Source organism: Streptomyces sp. CB01249 (assembly GCF_001905735.1).
Lineage (GTDB): Bacteria > Actinomycetota > Actinomycetes > Streptomycetales > Streptomycetaceae > Streptomyces.
The window spans coordinates 922078-946913 of record NZ_LISW01000001.1; the positions used below are offsets into that span (position 1 = coordinate 922078).

Annotated in this window: 20 protein-coding genes and 1 tRNA gene; 16 read left to right on the forward strand and 5 right to left on the reverse strand. The window is 72.2% G+C overall.

The annotated features are described in order from the left end of the window. The first annotated feature begins 53 nt into the window (after positions 1-53). The 14 genes from AMK18_RS03880 (at position 54) to AMK18_RS03945 (ending at position 18279) form a co-directional block, all read left to right on the forward strand. On the forward strand, positions 54-1580 hold the full coding sequence (locus AMK18_RS03880) for a sugar ABC transporter ATP-binding protein (protein WP_063822574.1): 1527 nt from the start codon (positions 54-56) through the stop codon (positions 1578-1580). Next, positions 1577-2611, forward strand: a complete 1035-nt coding sequence (locus tag AMK18_RS03885; RefSeq protein WP_073861634.1) for an ABC transporter permease — start codon at positions 1577-1579, stop codon at positions 2609-2611. The genes AMK18_RS03880 and AMK18_RS03885 overlap by 4 nt, the downstream gene beginning before the upstream one ends. A gap of 58 nt (positions 2612-2669) precedes the next feature. Then, positions 2670-3710, forward strand: a complete 1041-nt coding sequence (locus AMK18_RS03890; protein WP_073861635.1) for a substrate-binding domain-containing protein — start codon at positions 2670-2672, stop codon at positions 3708-3710. 50 nt (positions 3711-3760) lie between these two features. Then, complete coding sequence (locus AMK18_RS03895) at positions 3761-4972, forward strand: Gfo/Idh/MocA family protein (protein ID WP_018100294.1); 1212 nt, start codon at positions 3761-3763, stop codon at positions 4970-4972. A gap of 14 nt (positions 4973-4986) precedes the next feature. Further along, on the forward strand, positions 4987-5991 hold the full coding sequence (locus AMK18_RS03900; protein ID WP_018100293.1) for a sugar phosphate isomerase/epimerase family protein: 1005 nt from the start codon (positions 4987-4989) through the stop codon (positions 5989-5991). Between the two features lie 293 nt (positions 5992-6284). Continuing rightward, complete coding sequence (locus AMK18_RS03905; protein WP_073861636.1) at positions 6285-10001, forward strand: ThuA domain-containing protein; 3717 nt, start codon at positions 6285-6287, stop codon at positions 9999-10001. A 112-nt stretch (positions 10002-10113) separates the two neighbouring features. Beyond that, positions 10114-11232, forward strand: a complete 1119-nt coding sequence (locus tag AMK18_RS03910) for an inositol-3-phosphate synthase (protein WP_073861637.1) — start codon at positions 10114-10116, stop codon at positions 11230-11232. Continuing rightward, positions 11229-12113, forward strand: a complete 885-nt coding sequence (locus AMK18_RS03915; RefSeq protein WP_073861638.1) for an SCO3242 family prenyltransferase — start codon at positions 11229-11231, stop codon at positions 12111-12113. Before AMK18_RS03910 ends, AMK18_RS03915 begins: the two co-directional genes overlap by 4 nt. Further along, a complete protein-coding gene (locus tag AMK18_RS03920; protein ID WP_073861639.1) occupies positions 12110-12967 on the forward strand; it encodes a sugar phosphate isomerase/epimerase family protein in 858 nt (285 codons plus the stop codon). The genes AMK18_RS03915 and AMK18_RS03920 overlap by 4 nt, the downstream gene beginning before the upstream one ends. A 21-nt stretch (positions 12968-12988) precedes the next feature. Continuing rightward, entirely contained in the window at positions 12989-13648 is a 660-nt protein-coding gene (locus AMK18_RS03925; RefSeq protein ID WP_073861640.1) for an EboA domain-containing protein, read from the forward strand. Next, positions 13648-14496: a TatD family hydrolase gene (locus AMK18_RS03930; RefSeq protein WP_073861641.1), complete on the forward strand. Its 849-nt coding sequence runs from the start codon at positions 13648-13650 to the stop codon at positions 14494-14496. Before AMK18_RS03925 ends, AMK18_RS03930 begins: the two co-directional genes overlap by 1 nt. Before the next feature lie 4 nt (positions 14497-14500). Next, positions 14501-15676 carry a metabolite traffic protein EboE gene (eboE, locus tag AMK18_RS03935; RefSeq protein ID WP_073861642.1) on the forward strand — a complete coding sequence of 392 codons (1176 nt, stop codon included), beginning with the start codon at positions 14501-14503 and terminating at the stop codon, positions 15674-15676. Further along, entirely contained in the window at positions 15673-17097 is a 1425-nt protein-coding gene (locus AMK18_RS03940; RefSeq protein WP_073861643.1) for a nucleotide pyrophosphatase/phosphodiesterase family protein, read from the forward strand. Before eboE ends, AMK18_RS03940 begins: the two co-directional genes overlap by 4 nt. A 6-nt stretch (positions 17098-17103) precedes the next feature. Further along, positions 17104-18279, forward strand: coding sequence for a sugar phosphate isomerase/epimerase family protein (locus AMK18_RS03945; RefSeq protein ID WP_018100284.1), 1176 nt, complete (start codon positions 17104-17106; stop codon positions 18277-18279). A 22-nt stretch (positions 18280-18301) separates the two neighbouring features. On the opposite strand, the gene AMK18_RS03950 is transcribed toward AMK18_RS03945, so the two are convergent. Continuing rightward, positions 18302-19606: a DUF2254 domain-containing protein gene (locus AMK18_RS03950; RefSeq protein ID WP_073861644.1), complete on the reverse strand. Its 1305-nt coding sequence runs from the start codon at positions 19604-19606 to the stop codon at positions 18302-18304. A 257-nt stretch (positions 19607-19863) separates the two neighbouring features. On the opposite strand from AMK18_RS03950, the gene AMK18_RS03955 reads away from it, so the two are divergent. Further along, a tRNA-Leu gene (locus AMK18_RS03955) sits at positions 19864-19948 on the forward strand. A gap of 109 nt (positions 19949-20057) precedes the next feature. Next, positions 20058-20879 carry an RNA methyltransferase gene (locus AMK18_RS03960; protein WP_079199219.1) on the forward strand — a complete coding sequence of 274 codons (822 nt, stop codon included), beginning with the start codon at positions 20058-20060 and terminating at the stop codon, positions 20877-20879. A gap of 9 nt (positions 20880-20888) precedes the next feature. Here AMK18_RS03960 and AMK18_RS03965 read toward each other — a convergent pair whose 3' ends face one another. From AMK18_RS03965 to AMK18_RS03980, 4 genes are all read right to left on the reverse strand, one after another. Further along, on the reverse strand, positions 20889-21485 hold the full coding sequence (locus tag AMK18_RS03965) for a class F sortase (protein ID WP_073861646.1): 597 nt from the start codon (positions 21483-21485) through the stop codon (positions 20889-20891). A gap of 90 nt (positions 21486-21575) precedes the next feature. Continuing rightward, on the reverse strand, positions 21576-21941 hold the full coding sequence (locus AMK18_RS03970) for a lipase chaperone (RefSeq protein ID WP_073861647.1): 366 nt from the start codon (positions 21939-21941) through the stop codon (positions 21576-21578). A 104-nt stretch (positions 21942-22045) separates the two neighbouring features. Beyond that, positions 22046-24106 (reverse strand): sensor histidine kinase, encoded by a 2061-nt coding sequence (locus AMK18_RS03975; protein WP_241836440.1) that lies wholly within the window; start codon positions 24104-24106, stop codon positions 22046-22048. Further along, positions 24090-24818, reverse strand: coding sequence for a response regulator transcription factor (locus AMK18_RS03980; RefSeq protein WP_241836441.1), 729 nt, complete (start codon positions 24816-24818; stop codon positions 24090-24092). Before AMK18_RS03980 ends, AMK18_RS03975 begins: the two co-directional genes overlap by 17 nt. Positions 24819-24836 lie beyond the last annotated feature (18 nt).

Consider the following 24836-nt stretch of genomic DNA (forward strand, 5'->3'; position numbering starts at 1 on the left):
GGCCGCCCACACGGCCCCCCATACCCACACCTCGTCCGCCGAGGGGATTCGTCATGGCTCCGCAACCACCGCTGCTCACCATGTCCGGCATCACCAAGTCCTTCCCCGGTGTCCGCGCCCTCGACGGCGTCGACCTGGAGGTCGAGGCAGGCGAAGTCCACTGCCTCCTCGGCCAGAACGGGGCCGGCAAGTCCACCCTCATCAAGGTCCTCGCCGGGGCCCACCAGCCCGACGACGGCGAGATCACCTGGCGCGGCGCGCCCGCCGAACTCAAGACGCCCATGGCCGCGATGCGCCTCGGCATCGCCACGATCTACCAGGAACTCGACCTGGTCCGGGGCCTGTCGGTCGCCGAGAACGTCTTCCTGGGCCACGAGTTCACCAGCGCCGGTTTCGTCGTCCGCTCCCGCCGCGCCCGCGCCGAGGCCGCCGTCCTGCTGGCCCGGCTCGGACACCCGGAGATCGACCCGGCCCGCCCGGTCGGTGAACTCTCCGCCGCCCAGCAGCAGATCGTGTCCATGGCCCGGGCCCTCTCGCACGACGTCCGCCTCATCGTGATGGACGAACCGTCCGCCGCACTCGACCCCGACGAGGTCGGCAACCTCTTCCGGATCATCGCCTCGCTCACCGCCGAGGGCGTCGCCGTCGTGTACATCTCGCACCGCCTGGAGGAGATCCGCCGCATCGGCGACCGGGTGACGGTGCTCAAGGACGGCCGGGCCGTCGCCGCCGGGCTGCCCGCCGACACCACCCCGACGCACGACATCGTGGCGCTGATGACGGGCCGCAAGGTGGAGTACGTCTTCCCGCCCCGCACCCCGCCGCCCCCCGGACGCGCCGAGTCCGCCCCCGTACTCACCGTCGAAGGGCTGGCCAGGGACGGGGAGTTCGCCCCGGTCGACCTGGAGGTGCGGCCCGGCGAGATCGTCGGCCTCGCCGGGCTCGTCGGGTCCGGGCGCTCCGAGATCCTGGAGACGGTCTACGGAGCGCGCCGGGCCACCGCGGGCCGGGTCACCGTCGACGGGAAGGCGCTGCGGCCCGGGAGCGTGCGCTCGGCCGTCGCCGCCGGAATCGGGCTCGCCCCCGAGGAACGCAAGGCCCAGGCCCTGCTGATGCTCGAATCCGTCACCCGCAACGTCTCGGTGTCCACCATGTCCCGCTACTCCAAGGCGGGTTGGCTGGACCGGGGCGCGGAGCGCAGGGCGGCGGGCGAGGCCACCCGCACCCTGTCGCTGCACCCCGACAACCCGGACACGCCCGTCCGCAACCTCTCCGGCGGCAACCAGCAGAAGGCGGTCCTGGCCCGCTGGCTGCTGCGCGGCTGCCGGGTGCTGCTGCTGGACGAACCGACCCGCGGCGTCGACGTCGGCGCCCGCGCCGAGCTCTACGCCGTGATCCGCGGACTGGCCGACGAAGGGCTGGCCGTCCTGCTCGTCTCCAGCGAAGTGCCCGAAGTGCTGGGCCTCGCCGACCGGGTGCTCGTCCTGCGCGAGGGGCGTGTGGTGCACACCGCCGACGCCACGGACCTGGACGAGCACCGCGTACTCGACCTCGTGATGGAAGGGAGCCCGACGTCATGACCCACCCCGTTCCCACGGCGCGGCAGAGCGGGCCGGACCAGGGCCCCGCCCCCGTGGCCCTGAAGAAGCCCGGACCCCGGCGCGCCCCCGGGCTGCGCCTGGACCTGCACACCCTGTCCCTGCTCGGCATCCTCGCCGTGCTGGTGGCCGTCGGCGGATTCACCGAGCCGGACGCCTTCCTGGACACCGGAAACCTCCAACTCGTCCTGACCCAGGCGTCGGTGATCGGTGTCGTCACCGTCGGAGTCACCTTCGTCATCACCTCGGGCGGTATCGACCTCTCGGTCGGCGCGATGGTCGCCCTGGCCTCCGTCTGGGCGAGCACCGTCGCCACCCAGGAGTACGGGCTCGCGGGCATCCTGTTCACCGCCGTGCTCGTCGGCGTCGGCGCCGGTCTGGTCAACGGGGTGCTCATCGCGTACGGGAGGGTGGTGCCGTTCATCGCGACGCTGGCGATGCTCGCCTCGGCGCGCGGAGTCGCCCTCATGATCACCGACGGCAAGACCCAGATCGTCACCGTCGACGCGGTCCTCGACCTGGGGCTCCCGGACTCCTACGTCCTCGGCATCCCGCCGCTCGTCCTGATCTTCGCCGCGGTCACCGTCGCCGGCTGGCTGCTGCTGAACCGTACGACCTTCGGCCGCCGCACCGTCGCCATCGGCGGCAACGCGGAAGCGGCCCGGCTCGCCGGCATCGACGTCCGCAGGCAGCGGCTCTACCTCTATCTGCTGTCCGGGCTGTGCTGCGGCATCGCGGCCTTCATGCTGATCATCCTGTCGGGCTCCGGACAGAACACCGCCGGCAACCTCTACGAACTCGACGCCATCGCCGCCGCGATCATCGGCGGCACCCTCCTCAGCGGCGGACGCGGTACCATCACCGGCTCCGTTCTCGGCGTCCTGATCTTCACCACGATCACCAACATCTTCGCGCTCAACAACCTGCAGAGCGACGTCCAGCAGATCGCCAAGGGCGCGATCATCGTCGCCGCCGTCCTCGTTCAGAGCCGCACCGCCCGCACCGAGACCTGAACCACCCCGGCCCGTTCACCCCCCCGCACCCACCCACCGGATGAAGGGTTCCACAGCCATGCAGCAAACCAGTCGCAGAGGGCTCCTGTTCGGCACCGCGGCCGTCTCCGCCGGTGCCCTCCTCACCGCCTGCACCAGCAACGACCCCAAGGAGAAGGACGCCCCCGCGCAGAGCGGGGCGCCCGCCGCCGACGACAAGCCGGGCAAGCCCGTCACCATCGGCTTCGCCGGACCCCAGGCCGACCACGGCTGGCTCAACGCCATCAACGAGCAGGCCAGGTCCCGGGCGAAGAAGTACTCCGAAGTCACCCTGGAGACCACCGAGGGCTCCAACGACACCGCCGCCCAGATCGGCCAGGTCAAGACCCTCATCAACAAGAAGGTCGACGTCCTGGTCGTCCTGCCCGCCGACGGCAAGGCCCTCACCCAGGTCGGCCTGGAGGCCATGCGCGCGGGCATCCCCGTCATCAACCTGGACCGCATCTTCGCCTCGCCGCAGGCGTACCGCTGCTGGGTCGGCGGCGACAACTACGGCATGGGCCTCAACGCCGGCACCTACATCGGCGAACAGCTCAAGGACAAGAAGAACGCCAAGGTGGTCGAGCTCGCGGGGATCGACAACCTGGAACTCACCAAGCAGCGCAGCAAGGGCTTCGCCGACGCGCTGAAGAACTACCCCAACATCGAGCTGGTGGCCCGTCAGGCGGCCGACTTCACCGTGGAGTCGGGCCAGGCGAAGATGGCGCAGCTCCTCCAGGCGCAGAAGAAGTTCGACGCCCTGTGGAACCACGACGACGACCAGGGCGTGGGCGCCCTGCGCGCGATCCAGCAGGCCGGGCGCGACGAGTTCCTGATGGTCGGCGGCGCCGGGGCCAAGTCCGCCATGGACGCCATCAAGGCCGACAACAGCGTCCTGAAGGCCACCGTCCTCTACCCGCCGACCATGGCCGCGTCCGCCATCGACCTGGCCCGCGCCCTCGGCCAGTCCAAGGGCGTGTCCGGCCTCGCCGAGCTGGAGATCCCCACCAACCTCACCCTCTACTCCGCCGTCGTCACGAAGGACAACGTCGACCAGTACCTGCCGACGGGCTTCAACTGACCCGTACCGCCGACGTACGTGCCGAACCACCGACGAGGAGGAAGCCCCGGATGGCCCAGAGGGAACAGACGCAGGAGACCGCAGCGCCGCCGACGCTCGGCATCGGCATGGTCGGATACGCGTTCATGGGCGCCGCCCACTCCCAGGGGTGGCGCACCGCCGGACACGTCTTCGACCTGCCGATGCGGCCCGTCCTCGCCGCGGTCTGCGGACGCGACCGCACCGCGGTCGAGGCGGCCGCCGGCCGGCACGGCTGGGCCGCCGCCGAGACCGACTGGCGCGCCCTGATCGCCCGCGACGACGTGCAGCTGGTCGACATCTGCACCCCCGGCGACAGCCACGCGGAGATCGCCGTCGCCGCCCTGGAAGCCGGCAAGCACGTCCTCTGCGAGAAGCCGCTCGCCAACACCGTGGCCGAGGCGGAGGCCATGACGGCGGCGGCCGGGCGCGCCGCCGCCCGGGGCCAGTCGGCCTTCGTCGGCTTCAACTACCGCCGGGTGCCCGCCCTCACCCACGCCCGCCGGCTCATCGCGGAGGGCCGCCTCGGCACCCTGCGCCATGTCCGCGCCGTCTACCTCCAGGACTGGCTGACCGACCCCGCGTCCCCGCTCACCTGGCGCCTCGACAAGGACCGCGCGGGCTCCGGCGCGCTCGGCGACCTCGGGGCCCATGTGGTGGACCTGACGCAGTACCTCGCGGGGGAGCCGCTGGTCGCGGTGTCGGCGCTGACCGAGACCTTCGTACGCGAACGCCCCCGGTCCGCCGGACCGTCCGCAGGGATCGGCGGCGGGGCGGCGGCCGGGGGCACCGGCCCGGTCACCGTGGACGACGCCGCCGCCTTCACCGGGCGGCTCGCCTCCGGCGCCCTGGCGTCCGTCGAGGTGACCCGGATGGCGGCCGGCCGCAAGAACGCCCTGCGCCTGGAGATCAACGGGGAGCGCGGCTCGCTCGCCTTCGACCTGGAGCGCCTGAACGAACTGTCCTTCCACGACCACACCGAACCCGCCGTCACGGCCGGATTCCGGCGCGTCCTCGTCACCGAGCCCCAGCACCCCTACCTGGAGGCGTGGTGGCCGCCGGGCCACTCCCTCGGCTACGAGCACACCTTCGTCCACCAGGCCCGGGACGTGGTGTGCGCCCTCGCGGGCGCGGACGCCCCGCCCGTCCCGTCGTTCGCGGACGGCCTCCAGGTGCAGCGCGTGCTGGCCGCGGTGGAGGAGAGCGCCGCGAAGAACTCCGTCCTCACCCCCGTAACCCTCTAGGAGGTCCCGCCGCCATGCCCCGTCCCTTCACCCTCTTCACCGGCCAGTGGGCCGACCTCCCCTTGGAGGAGGTCTGCCGGTACGCCCGCGACTTCGGGTACGACGGCCTCGAACTCGCCTGCTGGGGTGACCACTTCGAGGTGGACAAGGCCCTCGCCGACCCCGCGTATCTGGACGGCCGCCGAGCGCTGCTCGACAAGTACGGCCTGAAGTGCTGGGCGGTCTCCAACCACCTGGTGGGCCAGGCCGTCTGCGACCACCCCATCGACGAACGCCACCAGGGCATCCTGCCCGCCCGCATCTGGGGCGACGGCGAGCCCGAGGGCGTGCGCCGCCGGGCCGCCGCCGAGATGGCGGACACCGCACGGGCGGCCGCCGCCTTCGGCGTGGACACCGTCATCGGCTTCACCGGCTCGTCCATCTGGCACCTGGTCGCGATGTTCCCGCCGGTCCCGCCGCACATGATCGAGCGCGGCTACGAGGACTTCGCGGAGCGCTGGAACCCGGTCCTGGACGTCTTCGACGCGGAGGGCGTCCGCTTCGCCCACGAGGTGCACCCCAGCGAGATCGCGTACGACTACTGGACCACGCACCGCGCGCTCGAAGCGGTGGACCACCGCCCGGCCTTCGGACTGAACTTCGACCCGAGCCACTTCGTCTGGCAGGACCTGGACCCGGTCGGCTTCCTGTACGACTTCCGGGACCGGATCTACCACGTGGACTGCAAGGAGGCCCGCAAGCGCCTGGACGGCCGCAACGGCCGCCTCGGCTCCCATCTGCCCTGGGGCGACCCACGCCGGGGCTGGGACTTCGTCTCCGCCGGCCACGGGGACGTGCCCTGGGAGGACGTGTTCCGCATGCTGCGGTCCATCGGCTACGAGGGCCCGGTCTCGGTGGAGTGGGAGGACGCGGGCATGGACCGGCTGGCGGGCGCACCGGAGGCGCTGGCCTCCCTCAAGCGCTACGACTTCGACCCGCCGAGCGCGTCCTTCGACGCGGCGTTCGGGGGCGGTGACTGATCTCCCTCGCGACGGCGCCCGGCGGCACCACACGCGCCGCCGGGCCGCTCCGTCCTGCCCTCGTCCCGCTTTGTCCTGACGCAGGAAAAAGTCCGACAACTCTGCGCACAAGGGCTTTCCGTTCCGGACGAACAGGCCTACCGTCTCTGACGTGGCTCTGACATGCCCCTGACATAGGCCACTGTCATCTCCCTGTCACCGGCGTCGCACGGACCCGGTTGACCTGCGCGGCAGTCCCCGCGCGAATGGCACGGCAGCACAGCCCGCACAACCGGCACTCAACCGGAGGACACGTGCACACAACCCGCAGCGGCAGTCGCACCAGGCGCCGCGTCCGTAAATCCCTCGCCCTGTTCGCCGGCGGCCTCCTGGCCGCCGCCACCCTCAGCCTGAGCACCGCCTCGGGCACGGCGGTCGCCCACGAGGAGCCCGCTCCGGCGCCCGCCGCCGAAGACTTCCAGCAGGTCACCCTCGCCAAGGGGGCCGCCGAGACCGGCGAGCCCATGTCGCTGGCCGTGCTTCCCGACCGCAGCGTGCTGCACACCGCGCGCAGCGGCGAGCTGCGCATCACCGACAGCGCCGGCAACACCAGGATCTCGGGCGTCATCCCGGTCTACTCGCACGACGAGGAGGGCCTCCAGGGGATAGGCGTCGACCCGAAGTTCAGCGAGAACCGGGCGATCTACCTCTACTACGCGCCCCCACTGGACACCCCGGCGGGCGACGCCCCCGAGACCGGCACCGCCGCCGACTTCGCCCCCTTCGACGGAGTCAACCGGCTCTCCCGCTTCGTCCTCAACGAGGACGGCACGCTGGACCTCGGCAGCGAGAAGAAGGTTCTCGACGTCCAGACGTCCCGCGGCATGTGCTGCCACGTCGGCGGGGACATCGACTTCGACGCGGACGGCAACCTGTACCTGTCGACCGGCGACGACTCCAACCCCTTCGCCTCCGACGGCTACAGCCCCATCGACGAGCGCCCGGACCGCAACCCGGCGTTCGACGCCCGCCGCTCCGCCGGCAACAGCAACGACCTGCGCGGCAAGATCCTCCGCATCAAGGTCGCCGACGACGGCTCGTACACCATTCCGGACGGCAACCTCTTCGCCCCGGGCACGGACAAGACACGTCCCGAGATCTACGCGATGGGCTTCCGCAACCCGTTCCGCTTCTCCGTCGACAAGGCCACCGGCATCGTCTACGTGGGCGACTACGGGCCCGACGCCGGTGCGGCCGACCCCAAGCGGGGACCGGCCGGACAGGTCGAGTTCGCCCGGGTGACGAAGGCCGGGAACTTCGGCTGGCCGTTCTGCACGGGCGACAACGACCCGTTCATCGACTACGACTTCGCCACCAAGACCTCCGGCGCCGCCTTCGACTGCGCGGCCCCGAAGAACACCTCGCCGCACAACACCGGCATCGTGGACCTGCCCCCGGCCCAGCCCGCCTGGATCCCGTACGACGGCGGTTCCGTACCGGAGTTCGGAACCGGCTCTGAGTCGCCGATGGGCGGACCGGTCTACCACTACGACGCCGATCTCGACTCACCCGTGAAGTTCCCCGAGGCGTACGACGGGGACTTCTTCGCCGGTGAGTTCGGCCGGCAGTGGATCAAGCGGATCGAGCAGGACGCCGACGGCGCCGTGCAGTCCATCAACGACATTCCGTGGTCCGGTACCCAGATCATGGACATGGCCTTCGGGCCCGACGGGGCCCTGTACGTCCTGGACTACGGCCTCTCCTGGTTCGGCGGCGACGAGAACTCCGCCCTCTACCGCATCGAGAACGCCACCGGCGGACGCTCCCCGATCGCCGAGGCCTCATCCAACAAGACCTCGGGCACCGCGCCCCTGAAGGTGCAGTTCTCCTCCGCCGGTACCACCGACGGCGACGGCGACGCACTCACCTACGAGTGGGACTTCGGCGACGGAGGAACGTCCACGGCCGCGAACCCCACGTACACGTACAAGAAGAACGGCACCTACACCGCGACCGTCACCGCCGAGGACCCCTCCGGACGCACCGGTTCGGCCAGCGTGCACGTGACCGTCGGCAACACCGCACCCACCGTGAAGCTGGAACTCCCGGGTGACGGGCAGCTGTTCACCTTCGGCGACGAGATCCCGTTCAAGGTCACCGTCACCGATCCCGAGGACGGCACGATCGACTGTTCCAAGGTCCAGGTCAGCTTCGTGCTCGGTCACGACAGCCACGGCCACCCGATCACCTCGGCCCACGGCTGCACCGGAACCATCAAGACCGAGATGGACGGCGGGCACGACCCCAACGCCAACATCTTCGGTGTCATCGACGCCTCCTACACCGACGGCGGAGGCGGCGGCCAGGCCGCACTGACCGGTCACGACCAGGCGCAGCTCCAGCCGCGCCACCGTCAGGCCGAGCACTTCACCGCCTCGTCCGGCATCAAGACCTACGACAAGGCGAACGCCGAAGGCGGCAAGACCGTCGGCGACATCGACAACGACGACTGGATCTCCTTCAAGCCGTACATCCTCGGCGACTCCACCAAGCTCACCGCCCGGATCTCCTCCGGCGGCGCGGGCGGCTTCCTCGAAGTGCGCACCGGTTCGCCGACCGGCAAGATCCTCGGCTCCGCACCGGTGCCGGTGACCGGTGGCTGGGAGACGTTCCAGGACATCGACGTCCCGCTGCGCGGCGTCCCCAAGAAGGCCACCGAGCTCTTCCTGGTGTTCAAGGGCGGCGAGGGCGCGCTCTACGACATCGACGACTTCGAACTCTCCAACACCCCGCCCGACAAGACCGCCAAGCGCGTCCTGGTCTTCTCCAAGACCGCCGGCTTCCGCCACGACGCGATCCCCGAGGGAATCGCCGCGCTGAAGGAACTCGGCAAGGACAGCAACATCACGGTCGACGCCACCGAGGAGGCGGGCCAGTTCACCACCGCCAACCTGGCCCGCTACGACGCCGTCGTCTTCATGTCGACGACCGGTGACGTCCTCAACGCCGACCAGCAGAAGGCCTTCGAGAACTACATCGCCACCGGTGGCGGCTACATGGGCGTCCACGCCGCCGCCGACACCGAGTACGACTGGTCCTTCTACGGCGGACTCGTCGGCGCGTACTTCGACAGCCACCCGGCCATCCAGCCCGTCACCGTCCGCGTCGAGGACCACAACAACCCGGCCACCGCCCACCTGGGCGACACCTGGCAGCGGACCGACGAGCTGTACAACTACCGCACCAACCCGCGCGACAAGGTCAAGGTCCTCGCCACCCTCGACGAGACCACTTACACCGGCGGCACCATGAAGGGCGACCACCCGATCACCTGGTGCCAGACCTACGAGGGCGGCCGTTCCTTCTACACCGGCCTCGGCCACACCAGGGAGTCCTACGCGGATCCGGACTTCCGCAAGGTTCTCTCGGGCGGGTTGCGTTACGCGGCCGGCCAGGTGAAGGCCGACTGCAAGCCCAGCACCGGCTACCGGTCGATCTTCAACGGCAAGACGCTCGAAGGCTGGAAGCAGGCAGGCCCCGGGAAGTTCAACGTGGTCGACGGCGAACTGCGCTCCGAAGGCGGCATGGGCCTGCTGACCTACCAGGCCAAGGAGCTGAAGTCGTACTCCCTGAAGCTCGACTGGAAGCTGGCGGGCGACGACAACTCCGGCGTCTTCGTCGGCTTCCCGGAGTCCGACGACCCCTGGTCCGCGGTGAACAACGGCTACGAGGTCCAGATCGACGCCTCCGACGCCGTCGACCGCACCACCGGCTCCGTCTACACCTTCAAGGCGGCCGACACCAAGGCCCGTGACCGGGTGCTGCGCCCGCCCGGCCAGTGGAACAGCTACGAGATCAAGGTGCGCGGTGAACGGCTCCAGGTCTTCCTCAACGGTGTGAAGATCAACGACTTCACCAACACCGACCCGGTCCGCAGCCTCAAGGACGGCTACATCGGCCTCCAGAACCACGGGGCCGACGACCAGGTGTCCTTCCGCAACATCCAGCTGAAGGAGCTGCCCTCGGCATAAGGCGGTCCCCCCATGGCGGCGGGCGTGCCCGCAGGACCGCCCGCCGCCCTCCCTCTCCCGTACAGCGCCACAGGATCGGCCCAGCCAGAACCCCCAGTCAGGGAGGCAGCTCGTGTCAGCAACCGCTGTTCGTACCGGAGTCTGGTTCATCGGAGCACACGGCTCCGTCGCCACCACCGCCACAGCGGGGTGTGCGGCGGTCGCGGCGGGACTCCACCCGGCGGTCGGCATGGTCACCGAGACCGCCCCGTTCGCCGACAGCGGCCTGCCACCCGTCACCTCCCTCGTCTTCGGCGGCCACGACATCCTGGACTGCCCCCTCCCCAAACGGGCCGAGGAACTTGCCGCCGGGGGAGTGCTCCCGCACGGTCTCCCTTCGGCCGTACGGGCCGAACTCGGCGCCGCCGAAGCGGAGATACGCATCGGCGGGCCCCTCCCCGGCGACACCCGCACCGACGAGGAACTCATCACCGCGTTCGCCGCCGACCTGAGGGACTTCACCAGCCGCAACCGCCTGGCCAGGACCGTCGTTGTCAATGTCTCGTCCACCGAACCCGCGCCCGCCCCCGACGCCATACGGCTGCCCGCCAGCTCGCTCTACGCCGCCGCCGCGCTCCGGGCCGGCTGCCCGTACGTGAACTTCACCCCCTCCACCGGTCTGCGCGCACCCGCCCTCCGGGACGCCGTCGCCGCTTCGGGCCTGCCGCACGCCGGCCGCGACGGCAAGACGGGCCAGACCCTGCTGCGCTCCGTGCTCGCCCCGATGTTCGTCCAGCGCGCCCTGCCCGTACGCGCCTGGTCCGGCACCAACCTGCTGGGCGGCGGGGACGGGGCCGCGCTCGCCGACCCGGCCGCCGCCGCGGCGAAGAACGCCGGCAAGGAACGCGTCCTCGCCGACACGCTCGGCGACGCCCCCGAGGGCGAGGTCCACATCGACGACGTTCCGGCACTCGGCGACTGGAAGACCGCCTGGGACCACATCGCGTTCGACGGGTTCCTCGGGACCCGCATGGTGCTCCAGACCACCTGGCAGGGCTGCGACTCCGCCCTCGCCGCGCCCCTGGTCCTCGACCTGGCCCGGCTGGTGGCACGGGCTCACGAAGTCGGACTGACCGGCCCCCGGCCCGAACTCGGCTTCTACTTCAAGGACCCGGACGGCGGACCGGCCGCGCTCGCCGAGCAGTACACGGCCCTGGTCGCGTTCGCCGAACACCTGCGGGGCGGGAAGTGACGGCACGCGCCTGGGCGGAACTGCTGCGGATCTCCGCCCTGTTCACCGTCCCCGGCGACGCCCTCGCGGGCGCCGCAGCCGCCGGCCGGCGCCCCGACCGCTCCACCGCCCTGGCGATGGGCGCCTCGCTCTGCCTGTACGAGGCCGGTATGGCGCTCAACGACTGGGCCGACCGCGACGAGGACGCCGTCGACCGCCCGCACCGGCCGATCCCCTCGGGCCGGATCACACCCCGCGCGGCCCTCACGGCGGCCGGCGCCCTGACCGGGGCCGGCCTGGCGCTCGCCGCCCGCGCGGGCCGCCCGGCGCTCACGGTGGCCACCGCTCTCGCGGCGACCGTCTGGGCGTACGACCTCCGCCTCAAGCACACCCCGGCGGGCCCGGCCGCGATGGCGGCGGCGCGGAGCCTGGACCTGATGCTGGGAGCGACGGCCACAGGGCGGTATCCGGCGCTGCGCGCCACCCGCGCCGCCCTGCCCGCCGCCGCTCTGCTCGGCGCGCACACCTACGCGGTCACCACCGTCTCGCGCCACGAGGCGCGGGGCGGCTCCATCACCGCGCCCGCCACGGCGCTCATCGCCGCCACCGGGATCGCCGGCGCCGTGGTGCACGAACGGCGGGCCCCGCGCACCGCCCCCACCAGGCTCCTCCTCACCGCGCTCACCGGCGCCTACCTCCGCACTGCCGCACGCCCCCTCACGCACGCCGTGCTCAACCCCTCGCCGCCCCTCACGCAGCGCGCCGTCGGCAGCGGCATCCGGGCGATGATCCCGCTCCAGGCCGCCCTCACCGCACGCGCCGGAGCACCCGGGGCCGCGCTGGCCGTCATGGGCCTCGTCCCGCTCGCCCGCGCCCTCTCCCGGAAGGTGAGCCCCACATGACCCTCCGCCTCGGCTACGGAACCAACGGACTCACCGATCTCCGACTGGACGACGCCCTCGCCCTCCTCGCCGACCTCGGCTACGACGGAGTCGGCCTGACCCTCGACCACATGCACCTCGACCCGATGGCCCCGGACCTCGCCGCCCGCACCCAGCACGTCGCGTCCCGCCTCCAGCAGCTGGGGCTCGGCGTCACCGTCGAGACCGGCGCCCGCTACGTCCTGGACCCGCGCCGCAAGCACGGCCCCTCGCTCCTGGACCCGGACCCCGACGCCCGCGCGGCCAGGACCGCACTGCTCGTCCGGGCCGTCGAGGTCGCCGCCGACCTCGGTGCCCACGCCGTGCACTGCTTCAGCGGTGTCACGCCCCCGGACACGGCACCCGACGCCGCCTGGCAGCGGCTCACCGGCGCCCTCGACCCGGTCCTCGGTGCCGCCGACCGGGCCGGGGTCCCCCTGGCGATCGAGCCGGAGCCCGGGCACCTCCTCGCCAACCTCGCCGACTTCCACCACCTCCGGTTGCTCAGCGGTGACCCCGACGCCCTCGGCCTCACTCTCGACATCGGCCACTGCCAGTGCCTGGAGCCCGCCCTGCCCGTCGACTGCGTGCGCGACGCCGCTCCCTGGCTGCGCCACGTACAGATCGAGGACATGCGGCGCGGCGTCCACGAACACCTCCCCTTCGGCGACGGCGAGATCGACTTCCCGCCCGTCCTCGCCGCCCTCGACGCCCTCGGGAGCAGCGGATACGCCGGGCTCACCGTTGTCGAACTGCCCCGCCACTCCCACGCGGGCCCCGAACTGGCCCGCTCCTCCCTCGACTTCCTGAACAAGCACCGCCCGTCGGACCACTGAGACCGCCGAAGGGAGCACACCGTGACGCACACCCCGAAGACCCCGCTCCTGACCCGCGAGGAACTCGACACCCTGCTCGGCGGAGCCGCGCGCGCCTGGCTGGACGAAGCCCTCGCCGAGGCAGCCCACGCCGCGGCCCACAAGGACACCGCTCCCACCGACGGCTACGCCGTGCCGCCGTGGGAGCTGCGGTACGCCGCCGCCGGCCGCCACTGCGGACTCGAACACGCCGACTCCGTACGCGCCCTGCTGCTCACCGAGGCACGCGCCGGTCTGCCCACCCTGACCCGCCTCTACGAACAGGGCACCGCCGCCGAACGCCGGGCGGTCCTCCTGGCCCTGCCCGCACTGGACCTCGGCCCGGCCGCCCTGCCGATCGTCGCGGACGCCCTGCGCGCCAACGACACCACCCTCGTCGCAGCGGCCGTCGGGCCGTACGCCGCCGCCCACCTCGATCCGCACGGCTGGCGCCACGCCGTCCTCAAGTGCCTGTTCACCGGCGTCCCCGTCGAAGCCGTCGACGACCTGGCCCGAAGATCGCGCGGCGACACCGAACTCGCCCGGATGCTCGGCGACTTCGCGTCCGAACGCATCGCGGCCGGCCGACCCGTCCCCGCCGACCTGCACCACGTCCTCGCCCTCACGGACCCTGGCCCCGCCGCCCCCACGGAGGAGACCTGATGCGCATCTTCGACCCCCACATCCACATGACCTCCCGCACCACGGACGACTACCAGGCGATGTACGACGCCGGGGTCCGCGCTCTGGTCGAACCCTCCTTCTGGCTCGGCCAGCCCCGCACCTCGCCGGCCAGCTTCTTCGACTACTTCGACGGCCTCCTCGGGTGGGAGCCCTTCCGCGCCGCCCAGTACGGCATCGCCCACCACTGCACGCTCGCCCTCAACCCCAAAGAGGCGAACGACCCCCGCTGCACCCCCGTCCTCGACGCCCTGCCCCGCTACCTCGTCAAGGACTCGGTCGTCGCCGTCGGGGAGATCGGCTACGACTCGATGACCCCGGCCGAGGACCACGCACTGGCCGCCCAGCTCCAGCTCGCCGCCGACCACGGCCTGCCCGCCCTCGTCCACACCCCGCACCGCGACAAGCTCACCGGCCTGCGCCGCACCATCGACGTCGTCCGGGAGTCCCCCCTCGACCCCGAGGCGGTGCTGCTCGACCACCTCAACGAGACGACCGTGAAGGACGCCCTCGACAGCGGCTGCTGGGCGGGCTTCTCCATCTACCCCGACACCAAGATGGACGAGGACCGCATGATCGCGATCCTCAAGAGCCACGGCACCGAGAAGGTCCTCGTCAACTCCGCCGCCGACTGGGGAAAGAGCGACCCGCTGAAGACCCGCCGGGTGGCCGACGCCATGCTCGCCGCCGGCTTCACCGACGACGACGTCGACCAGGTCCTCTGGCGCAACCCCGTCACCTTCTACGGCCGGAGCGGCCGCCTCCACCTCGACACCCCCGCACCCCGGCCACTCCACGAGGGCAACTCCATCCTGCGCGGAGGGGAGTGACGCCATGCGCTTCCGCCACCCCGACGGAACCGTCGTCCACCTCGCGTACTGCACCAACGTCCACCCCGCCGAAACCATGGACGGCGTCCTCGCCCAACTCCGCGACCACTGCGAACCCGTACGCAGGAGGCTCGGGCGTGACCGCATCGGCATCGGCCTCTGGCTCGCCCGGGACGCAGCCCGCACCCTGATCGAGGACCCCTCGCGACTGCGCTCCCTGCGCGCCGAGCTCGACCGCCGCGGCCTCGAAGTCGTCACCCTCAACGGCTTCCCGTACGAGGGATTCGGCGCCGAAGAGGTCAAGTACCGGGTCTACAAGCCGGACTGGACGGACCCCGAACGCCTCACCCACACCACCGACCTGGCCCGGCTGCTCGCGGCGCTCCTGCCCGACGACATCACCGAGGGCACCATCTCCACCCTGCCCCTCGCCTGGCGCACCCCGTACTCGGGCGATCCCGAAGCGGCCCGTACCGCACTCGACGCGCTCACCACCCTCGGTGAACGCCTCGACGCCCTCGCCGAACTCACCGGCAAATCCATCCGGATCGGCCTCGAACCCGAACCCGGATGCACCGTGGAAACCACCGCCGACGCCATCGCCCCCCTCACCGCAGTCGGCCACCCGCGCATCGGCGTCTGCGTCGACACCTGCCACCTCGCCACGTCCTTCGAAGACCCGGACACCGCCATCGACGCCCTCACCGAGGCCGGCATCCCCACCGTCAAGGCACAGCTCTCCGCCGCCCTGCACGCCGAACACCCCCATCTCCCCGAGGTGCGCACCGCCCTCGCGGCCTTCGCCGAACCGCGCTTCCTCCACCAGACCCGGACCGCCACCGCCGCCGGACTGCGCGGCACCGACGACCTCGACGAAGCCGTCACCGGCGAGACCCTGCCCGACAGCGCCCCGTGGCGCTCCCACTTCCACGTACCGCTGCACGCACCGCCCGCACCCCCGCTCATCTCCACGCTCCCCGTACTCCGCACCACGCTGGCCCGGCTCGTCGGCGGTGCCAAGCCGCTCACCCGGCACCTGGAGGTCGAGACGTACACCTGGCAGGCGCTTCCCGCCGGGCTACGCCCCCGCACTCGCGCCCAGCTCGCCGACGGCATCGCCGCCGAACTCGCCCTGGCCCGCGACCTCCTGACCGAGCTCGGCCTGAAGGAGCTGCCATGACCACCGCCGGGGCGGCCGCCCCGCCCACCCCTCTCCTCGTCCTCGACGTCGTCGGGCTCACCCCCCGCCTCCTCGACCACATGCCCCACCTCAAGGCCCTGGGACAGTCCGGCACCCGGGCCCCGCTCGGCACCGTCCTGCCCGCCGTCACCTGCGCCGCCCAGTCCACCTTCCTCACCGGCACCACCCCCGCCGAGCACGGCATCGTCGCCAACGGCTGGTACTTCCGCGAACTCGGCGACGTCCTGCTGTGGCGCCAGCACAACGGTCTGGTCGCCGGAGACAAGCTCTGGGACGCCGCCCGCCGCGCCCATCCCGGCTACACCGTGGCCAACATCTGCTGGTGGTACGCCATGGGTGCCGACACGGACTACACCGTCACGCCCCGCCCCGTCTACTACGCGGACGGCCGCAAGGAACCCGACTGCTACACCCGCCCGCCGGCCCTCCACGACGAACTCACCGACAAGCTGGGCACCTTCCCCCTCTTCCACTTCTGGGGACCGGGCGCCGACCTCGTCTCCTCCCAGTGGATCATCGACGCCACCCGCCACATCCTGGACACCCGCCACCCCGACCTCGCCCTCTGCTACCTCCCGCACCTCGACTACGACCTCCAGCGCTACGGCCCCGACGACCCGCGCGCATTCCGGGCCGCGGCCGACCTGGACCGCGCGGTGGCCCCGCTCCTGGACGACGCCCGCCGTGAGGGACGCACCGTCGTCGCCCTCTCCGAGTACGGCATCACCCGGGTCGACCGGCCCGTCGACATCAACCGGGCGCTGCGCCGCGCCGGACTCCTGGAGGTCCACACCCAGGACGGCATGGAGTACCTGGACCCGATGACGTCGAGGGCCTTCGCCGTCGCCGACCACCAGATCGCGCACGTCTACGTACGCCGCCCCGAAGACCTCGAAGCCGCCCGCGAGGCCCTGGCCGGACTCCCGGGCGTCGACCTCCTCCTCGACGACGAGGGCAAGAAGGCCCACGGTCTGGACCACCCCCGCTCCGGGGAGCTGGTCGCCGTCGCCGACCCGGACGCCTGGTTCACGTACTACTACTGGCTCGACGACGACCGCGCGCCCGACTTCGCCCAGCTGGTCGAGATCCACCGCAAACCCGGCTACGACCCGGTCGAGCTCTTCATGGATCCCGAGGACCCGTACGTCCGGGTCAAGGCGGCCAAGGCCATCGCCCGCAAGAAGCTCGGCATGCGGTACCGCCTGGCGGTCGTGCCGCTCGATCCCTCACCCATACGCGGCAGCCACGGCCGCCTCCCCGCGAGCGACGAAGAAGGGCCGCTCATCCTCTGCTCCACCCCCCACGCGTTCACCGGATCCGTCCGGGCCACCGAAGTGAAGTCCCTGCTCCTCACGCTGGCCGGTCTCCCCGGGGACCCGTCGAGCCCAGAACGAAGGTAGGACACCATGACCGCGTACAACGACGCACCTGGAACGGAAGACGGCCTGCGGCGCAGCCTCGGCGTCAACCGCCGGCGTTTTCTCAGCACCTGCACCGCCGCCGCGGCGACGGCCATCGCCGCGCCCGTCTTCGGTGCCGCGCCCGCCTTCGCCCACCAGGGCCACGGGCACGGGCACGACCACGGGCACGACCATGGCCACGGGCACGGACAGGCTCTCGTCCCTGCGGACAAGCGGGGCATCATCCTGTACACCGTGCGCGACGCCACGGGCCGGGACCCGCTCAGCACCGACCTCCCCTCGGGCTTCCGCGAGGTCTTCAAGCAGCTGGCCCGCTTCGGCTACCGGCAGGTCGAGTTCGCCGGATTCGGCCAGCACGCGAATGCACCCGGGGGCAGCAACCTCGAAACGGTGGAGGGCGCGAAGCTCCTGCGCTCCTGGCTGGACGACTACGGTCTGCGCGCCCAGGGCAACCACGGCTTCATCCCCTCCTCCTGGCCCCTGAGCCAGAGCGACCTGGACGAGTTCAAGCGGCAACTCGAGATAGCGAACATCCTCGGCATGGAGCACATGGGCACCGGTGGCGACCCCACCGGCAGCGCCTACCGGGCCGACTGGGACGTGGCCGCCGACAAGTGGAACGCACTGGGGCAGATCGCTCGCCGTGCGGGCATCAAGCTGTACACGCACAACCACGACGCGGCCTACGGCTTCCTGCTCGACGGCGGACCGCTGGACGACCAGGGGCGGCCCACCCGCAGCTCCGGCGTCCGCAAGCTCGAGTACTTCCTGAAGGTCACCGACCCCAAGTCCGTATGGCTGGAGATGGACATCTTCTGGGCGCACGTCGCCCAGTACAAGTTCCACACCTACACCGCCCTCGACGGCTCGCAGCGGGAGAACGTCTTCGACCCGGCGGCCCTGGTCCGCCGCAACAACAAGCGCTACCCGCTGTTCCACGCCAAGGACGGCGTCGCCAACACCACCAGCGGCGACGGCTACGACATGGTCCCGTTCGGCACCGGAATCATCGACTACCGGACGTTCTTCAGCCGCGTCGGAGAGGCGCGCTACCGCAACCCGATGGTCGAGCAGGACAACGCACCGAGCCCGACCGACCTCGCACAGTCCCTGAACCATGCGCGGATCGGCTACGAGGGCATCGCGGCGCTGCGCAAGTAGGGAGAGGCCCGGCGCGGCCGCGTCAGCCGATGCCCTGCCGGTCCGGCAACAGCGAGAACTCCCGCTCGGCGGCGTCCGGCACCGCGTGCTCCACCGCCTGTACGGTGAGCGCCCGGTGCCGGACGAGCGGACCCCGCCGGTCCGGCCCGGCCAGCGGCATCAGGTCGTCGATGCCGGCGAGCAGCCTCCGTGTCACCTGCGGGACGTCCGCCGCACACCGGCGCACCTCCTCGAAGCCCAGGTCCACCAGGTCCTCCCACGACGGCACCTCCTGCACCAGCCGGACCGCGCCCTTGCGGTCGCGGTGGTGCACGGTGCCCAGCGGCAGCCGCACCGCCGCCGCCAGGAACTGCACGATCCGGTCCAGGCACTGCACGGCCGTCGTCGGGTCGTTCGTCGCGGCGGACAGCGCCCGCAGCGCGATGTCCGACAGCTGGCGCAGCCCGAACGCCAGGTCCTGGTGCAGGGTGCGCTCCACGCCCACCGACACCGTGTAGCGCAGGGTGTGCCGGGCCGGGGCCGCCCCGCCGTGCACGGCGAGCACCGGCGTCCCCGGCACCACGAAGTCCCCGAGCCGGGGGACCAGCCGGAGCACCACACCCTGGCGCCGGGCGGCCCGGACCAGCCGGGCCACGTTGACGTCGCGGAGGACCCCGGCCCGCCCCTCGTAAAGGATCTGCCCGGTCTCCTCGGGCAGCGGCTCCGCGCCCGGGCGTCCTGCGGGCATCCGGCCCAGCACCCGGAAGGTGTCCCGGGTGATGTGGTCGAGGACGGGCCCGATCTGCATCAGGCGCAGCGTCGAGCTCACGTACGCGATGAAGAGGAGCAGGCTCAGCCCGACGAGCAGGGCGGTCAGCACGCTCTGGACGAACGGCAGCGAGGTGACCCGGCGCGGGTCGGTCTCGCTCTCGTACGAGCTGAGGACCAGCAGCGAGAACACGAACGTCGCCAGGAACACCGACAGGGTCAGCTTGCTGATCCGGCTCCGTACGAAGATCCGCACCACCCGGGGCGTGAGCTGGCCGCTCGCCATCTGCACCGCGACCAGCGAGATGCTGAAGACCACACCGATGAAGGTCATCATCGCCGAGCTGACCGTCACGACGATCTGCTTGGTGTCCTCGGCGACCTTCACCAGGTCCTTGATGTCCTCGTACGCCCGCTCCTCGCGCAGGTACGAGACGATCTGCTCGTCCACCTCGGACGCGGCGAACCACAGCACGCAGGCGACGACGAGCGTCATGGCCGGGGCGAACCAGAAGGTCTCGCGCAGATGCTCGCGCAGCGGCGACAGCGCGCGGGGAGGACGGGAGCCGCGATCACTCATGGTGGCGAACGTAACCCGCCCCGCCCGGCCACCGGCGGACCCCGCCGCCGACCCTCCGGCGGCACGGTCCGTACGTACGCCGCGACGGTCCGTACGGGGGCCGGGCGAAGCACCCGCGAAATGGCTCTCCGGTACCTCCGCACCGCACTGACCAGCGCAATGTCCACGGCCCGGCCACCCGATATGCAGGTGAGAGGCACCCCAAACCCCTGGTATTGTTTTCTTTGTCGCCGCGGGAAACCGGGGCGGATCACCTGGTCCGGGTGGCGGAATGGCAGACGCGCTAGCTTGAGGTGCTAGTGCCCTTTATCGGGCGTGGGGGTTCAAGTCCCCCCTCGGACACTCATCCAGTTCCCACGGTTCATCGCGAACCGTGGGAATTTCTGGTTTCCGGGCGGCCCCGCGCCGCGGCCGGAGGAGCCGATCACCCCTTGGAGGACCCCCGGTGGCTGTGCAGCGGATCACGACCCGCAACGCCCGCTTTCAGCAGTTCCAGACGCTGCTCACCAACCGGACCAAGCGCGGCCGCGCCCGCGAGTTCATCGTCCAGGGCGTCCGGCCGATCACCATGGCCGTCGAGCACGGCTGGACGGTCCGCTCCCTCCTGTACGACGCGAGCCGCCCGCTCTCCCGCTGGGCGGAGGAGCTGGTGCGCGGCATCACCACGGAGCGCATCGCCATGGCCCCCGACCTGCTCGCGGAGCTGAGCGAGAAGGCGGAGGGCACCCCGGAGGTCCTGGCCGTGGTCGAGATGGAGCCGGACGAGCTGTCCCGCCTCCGCGTCGACGAGGACTTCCTCGGCCTCGTCTTCGACCGCCCGACGCAGCCCGGCAACATCGGCAGCATCATCCGCTCCGCCGACGCCTTCGGCGCCCGTGGACTCATCGTGACCGGGCACGCGGCCGACCCGTACGACCCGAAGGCGGTCCGCGCGACGACCGGCTCCTTCTTCGCCCTCCCCGTCGTCCGGACCCCCTCCCACCGCGAGGTCGGCGCCTGGCTGGACGCGGAGCGCGACCGGGGGCGCCCCGTGGTCGTCGTCGGCACCGACGAGGACGGCGAGTGCGACGCCTCGGAATTCGACCTCACCCAGCCCGTCCTGCTGCTCATCGGCAACGAGACGACGGGCCTCAGCACGGCCTGGCGCGACCGCTGCGACCACGTCGTCAGCATCCCGATGACGGGCTCCGCCAGCTCGCTCAACGCGTCGAACGCGGCGTCGATCGTGCTGTACGAGGCGCGGCGGCAGCGGTTGGCGAAGCGCAAGGGCTGACGGCCCCGGCTACTTCCGCTTCGCGTACACGATCAGGTTGTCCACCGGGTGTCCGGCCGCGTCGAAGGCGCCGTCGCAGGTGATCAGGCGCAGGGCCCGTTCCGTGGTGCGGCCGTAGACGCGGGCCGTGGGGAAGGCGTTCTTGCTGACCGTCTCGTGGGCGGTGACCTCGAAGTGGATGTCCTTGCCGCTGCCGTCGCGGACCACGATGTCCGCGCCCTTGGCGATCTTGCGCAGGTCGTGGAAGACGGCCCGGCCGAAGCGGGTGTCGTTGTGGCCGATGAGGACCGCCGCGCCGGGTTCGCCGGGGACGGCGCTGCCCGTGTACCAGCCGGTCGTCATGCCCTTGTCGGCCGGCGGGACCTCGACCGTGCGGTCCGGGTTGAGGCCGAGCCGCATGATGTCGCTGTCCACGCCCAGGGACGGGATGGAGACGTGGGCGGGCGGCTCGGCGGTGGCGGTGGCCTTGGGCGCGGGAGCCTCGGGGGCCGCCGCCGACGCGGGGGCTTTCGAGGGCTGCGGTGCGGGGTCGCCGGAGCAGCCGGTCAGGGCGGCGAGCGCGGCGAGGGTCAGGGCTGCGGTGCGCGGAAGGGTGGTGCGGGGCATGGGTCGGGGCTCCAGGGGTCGTACGTACGGCAGTGGCGCCGCCCGGGTCGGAAGGGCGGCGCCACTGCGGCTCATCGGGTGCGGGACGGGTCAGCCGTCGCGGCGGGCGGTGCGGCGGCGCACGACGACCGTTCCGGCGCCGCCCAGCAGCAGCGCGGCGGCCGCGGAGCCCGCGAGGGCGGTCGTGCCGCTGTTCGAACCGGCAGGCTGCTCACCGGCCGCGACGCCGCCGCGCGGCGCCTCGGACGGGACCGCCGAGGGCGGCTCCGTCGCCTTGGCCGACGGCACGGCGGACGGTTCGGCGGACTGCTCCGCCGGGGGACGGGTCGGCTCGGCCGAGGGCTTGGCCGACGGCCTGGCCGAGGAGTCGGCGAAGGCTGCGGTGGCCGGTACGCAGACCGCACCGGCCGCGACGGCGGCGAGGAGGGCGGTACGCAGGGTGGTGCGCAGGGGCATGGGCAGAGCTCCGTTCCGGATGGGCCTCAGGGGCGGCCGCGGTGCGGGGGCGCACCGCGGCGCGAGGCATGCGGACAGGCTCGCGCCAAGTTGTGAGGAAGCTGTCAGATCGTTGTGTTCATCGCATCAGGGTCGACCGGAGTCGCAGGGGGCGTGGTGTCGGCCGGGAGCCGGAGTGTGAACACCGAGCCCTCGCCGGGAGTGCTCACTGCCGTCGCCGTGCCGCCGTGCGCCTCCGCCAGCTTCCGCACGATCGCCAGCCCGAGCCCGCTGCCGCCCGTCCGCCGCGACCGGGACTTCTCGCCGCGCCAGAACCGGTCGAAGACGCGGGCCAGGTCGTCCGCCGGGATGCCGCTGCCCGTGTCGGCGACGTCCACGAGCACCGCGTCCCCGTCCTCGGAGCCGTAGGCGCGCAGCGTGACCGTCCCGCCCTCCGGGGTGTGACGCACGGCGTTCGACACCAGGTTGCCCACCGCCTGCCGCAGCCGGACCGGGTCGGCCGTCAGCGCCGGCAGCGGGCGGTCCGCCGGGCGGACGCCCAGCGCGACGCCCGCCGCGTCGGCCCGGGCCTGGTGCGCGGCAGCGACCTGCCCCAACAGCTCGGCCACGTCCACCGGTTCGGGGTGCAGCCGCAGCGCACCGGCGTCCGCCTGCGCCAGGTCCTGGAGGTCGTCGATGATGTGCTGGAGCTGGACGGCCTCCGTGTGCAGGAAGGCGATGAACTCCGGGTCCGGGTCGGCCACCCCGTCCTGCGCCGCCTCCAGCCAGCCCCGGATGTTGCTCAGCGGGGTGCGCAGTTCGTGGGCGACGTCGCTCACCATGGCCTTGCGCTGCGCCTCCAGGCGGGCGCGGTGCGCGGACATGTCGTTGAACGTGGCGGCGAGGCGCCCGATCTCGTTGTCCGCGGCCACCACCACCGGCGCGCTGTCCTCCCCGTCGCGCATCCGCTGGGCGGCGCCCGTCAGCGCCCGCAGCGGGCGTACGAGGCGGGCGCCGACGAGCACCGAAGCGCCCACGGTCAGGGCCAGCACCAGGGCCGCCGCGCCCGCGATCCGCGCGGTGTTCGCCGGTGAGAGGTCGAAGCCGGGCACGGTCCCGCCGCCCGGGTCGCCGATGAAGAGCAGGGCGGGCGAGGCCACGTACGAACTCAGCTGCTCCCGGCGGGCGGTGCCCACACAGGACGCGATGGCCCGGTCGTTCTCGCTGGTGGCGGCCGCCTGCTGGTCGCCGGGGCCCGGCACCGCGCTGGGCTCGGCGCTCCGCTCCTCGCGGGGCGCCTCGGTCGGCACCGCGCTCGGCTCGACGCTCGGCGGCATCGTGGCCATCGGCGCGGCGGGCACCGGCACCGCCTCCGCCGGAACGGGCTCGGCCGCCTGCCCCCAGGACAGGGCGAGGCTCAGGTGAACGCCGTCGCGGCCCTGGCGCTCCAGACAGGCGTCGGCCAGCTGGTTGAGGGCCTTCAGCGCCTTCCGCTCCGTGGCCGTCGGGGTGTCCAGCGCGTCCACGGCGCACCGTGTGCCCTGGATCCGCTCGGGGTCGTTGCCGCCCACCACCTGGATCAGCGGCCGGCCGCTCGCGCCCTCCACCACATCGGCGGCGATCCCGAAGTCGCCCAGGCAGGCCACGCCCCGGTCCGCGATCTTCCGCAGCCGGGTCCGCTCCGACGCGGGCAGCCGGAACGGTCCCACCGCGCGCGGGTCGAACCGGTCCGTGGTCGCACCCGTCACCCCGGCGCCCTCGGACGCCAGCGCGGTGTCCACGGACAACGGGTCGACCACGGCCGACGCCTGGGCCGGAAGGGCCGCCGCGTCCGGGGCCGCCGAGTCGGCGAGCGGGGCGCGCCCCTGGGTCGTCAGGGCGATCCGCCGCCCGGACTGCCCGGCCAGCTCCCGTACCGTCTTCTGCACGCCGTCCCAGGTGGGATGAGCCGCCGCGTAACCGAGCAGCTGGTGGTAGATCCGGGCGTCGGCGGCCAGATTCTGGCCCTGCTCCTGCCGGATCGCGCCCGAGGTCGTCTGCACGGCGATCCAGGCGGTCGCCGCCACCGAACATGCCGCGACCAGGGCGGAGACCGCGAGGAGCCGGGCGAACAGGCTCTTGCGCAGGGGTACGGTCCGCCGTCCACCGGGACCGGGGGAGCGGCGCACGCTACGAAGTCGCCGCACGGGCCGCCGCCTTCGCCGGGTCCGTCAGCTTGTAGCCGACACCGAAGACCGTGAGCAGCCGGACGGGCCGGCGCGGGGCCGGTTCGATCTTCTTGCGCAGGTTCATCACGTGCACATCGACGGTCCGGTCGCTGATGTAGCGGTCGAAGCCGTGCAGTTCGCCCAGGAGCTGCTGCCGGGAGAACACCCGGTCCGGCTCGGCGGCGAGCGTGGCCAGGACACGGAACTCGCCCGGGGTGCACTCCACGGCCCGCCCCTCCACCGACACCACGTGCCGGACCGGATCGACCACCAGCGCCCCCACCCGCAGCACCCCGGCATCCTCCGGTTCGCCGCCCGCGCCCCGGCGGCTGCGGCGCAGCAGCGTACGCACCCGGGCCATCAGCTCGCGCGGGCTGTACGGCTTGGTCATGTAGTCGTCGGCGCCCAGATCGAGGCCGAGCAGCAGATCGTCCTCCGTGGTGCGGGCGGTGAGCATCAGCACCGGCAGCTCCCGGTGCTCCGCGCGCAGCACGCGTACGACGTCGAGGCCGTCGGCCCGGGGCATCATCACGTCGAGGACCAGCAGATCGGGCTCCCGGTGCCGGACCGCGTCGAGCGCCGCGAGACCGTCGGGCGCCACGGTCACCCGGTGGCCCTCGCGTTCGAGATAGCGGCGGAGCAGCTCGGCCTGATTCTCGTCGTCTTCGGCAACGATCACATGTGCGCACACACGATCGATCGTAGACAG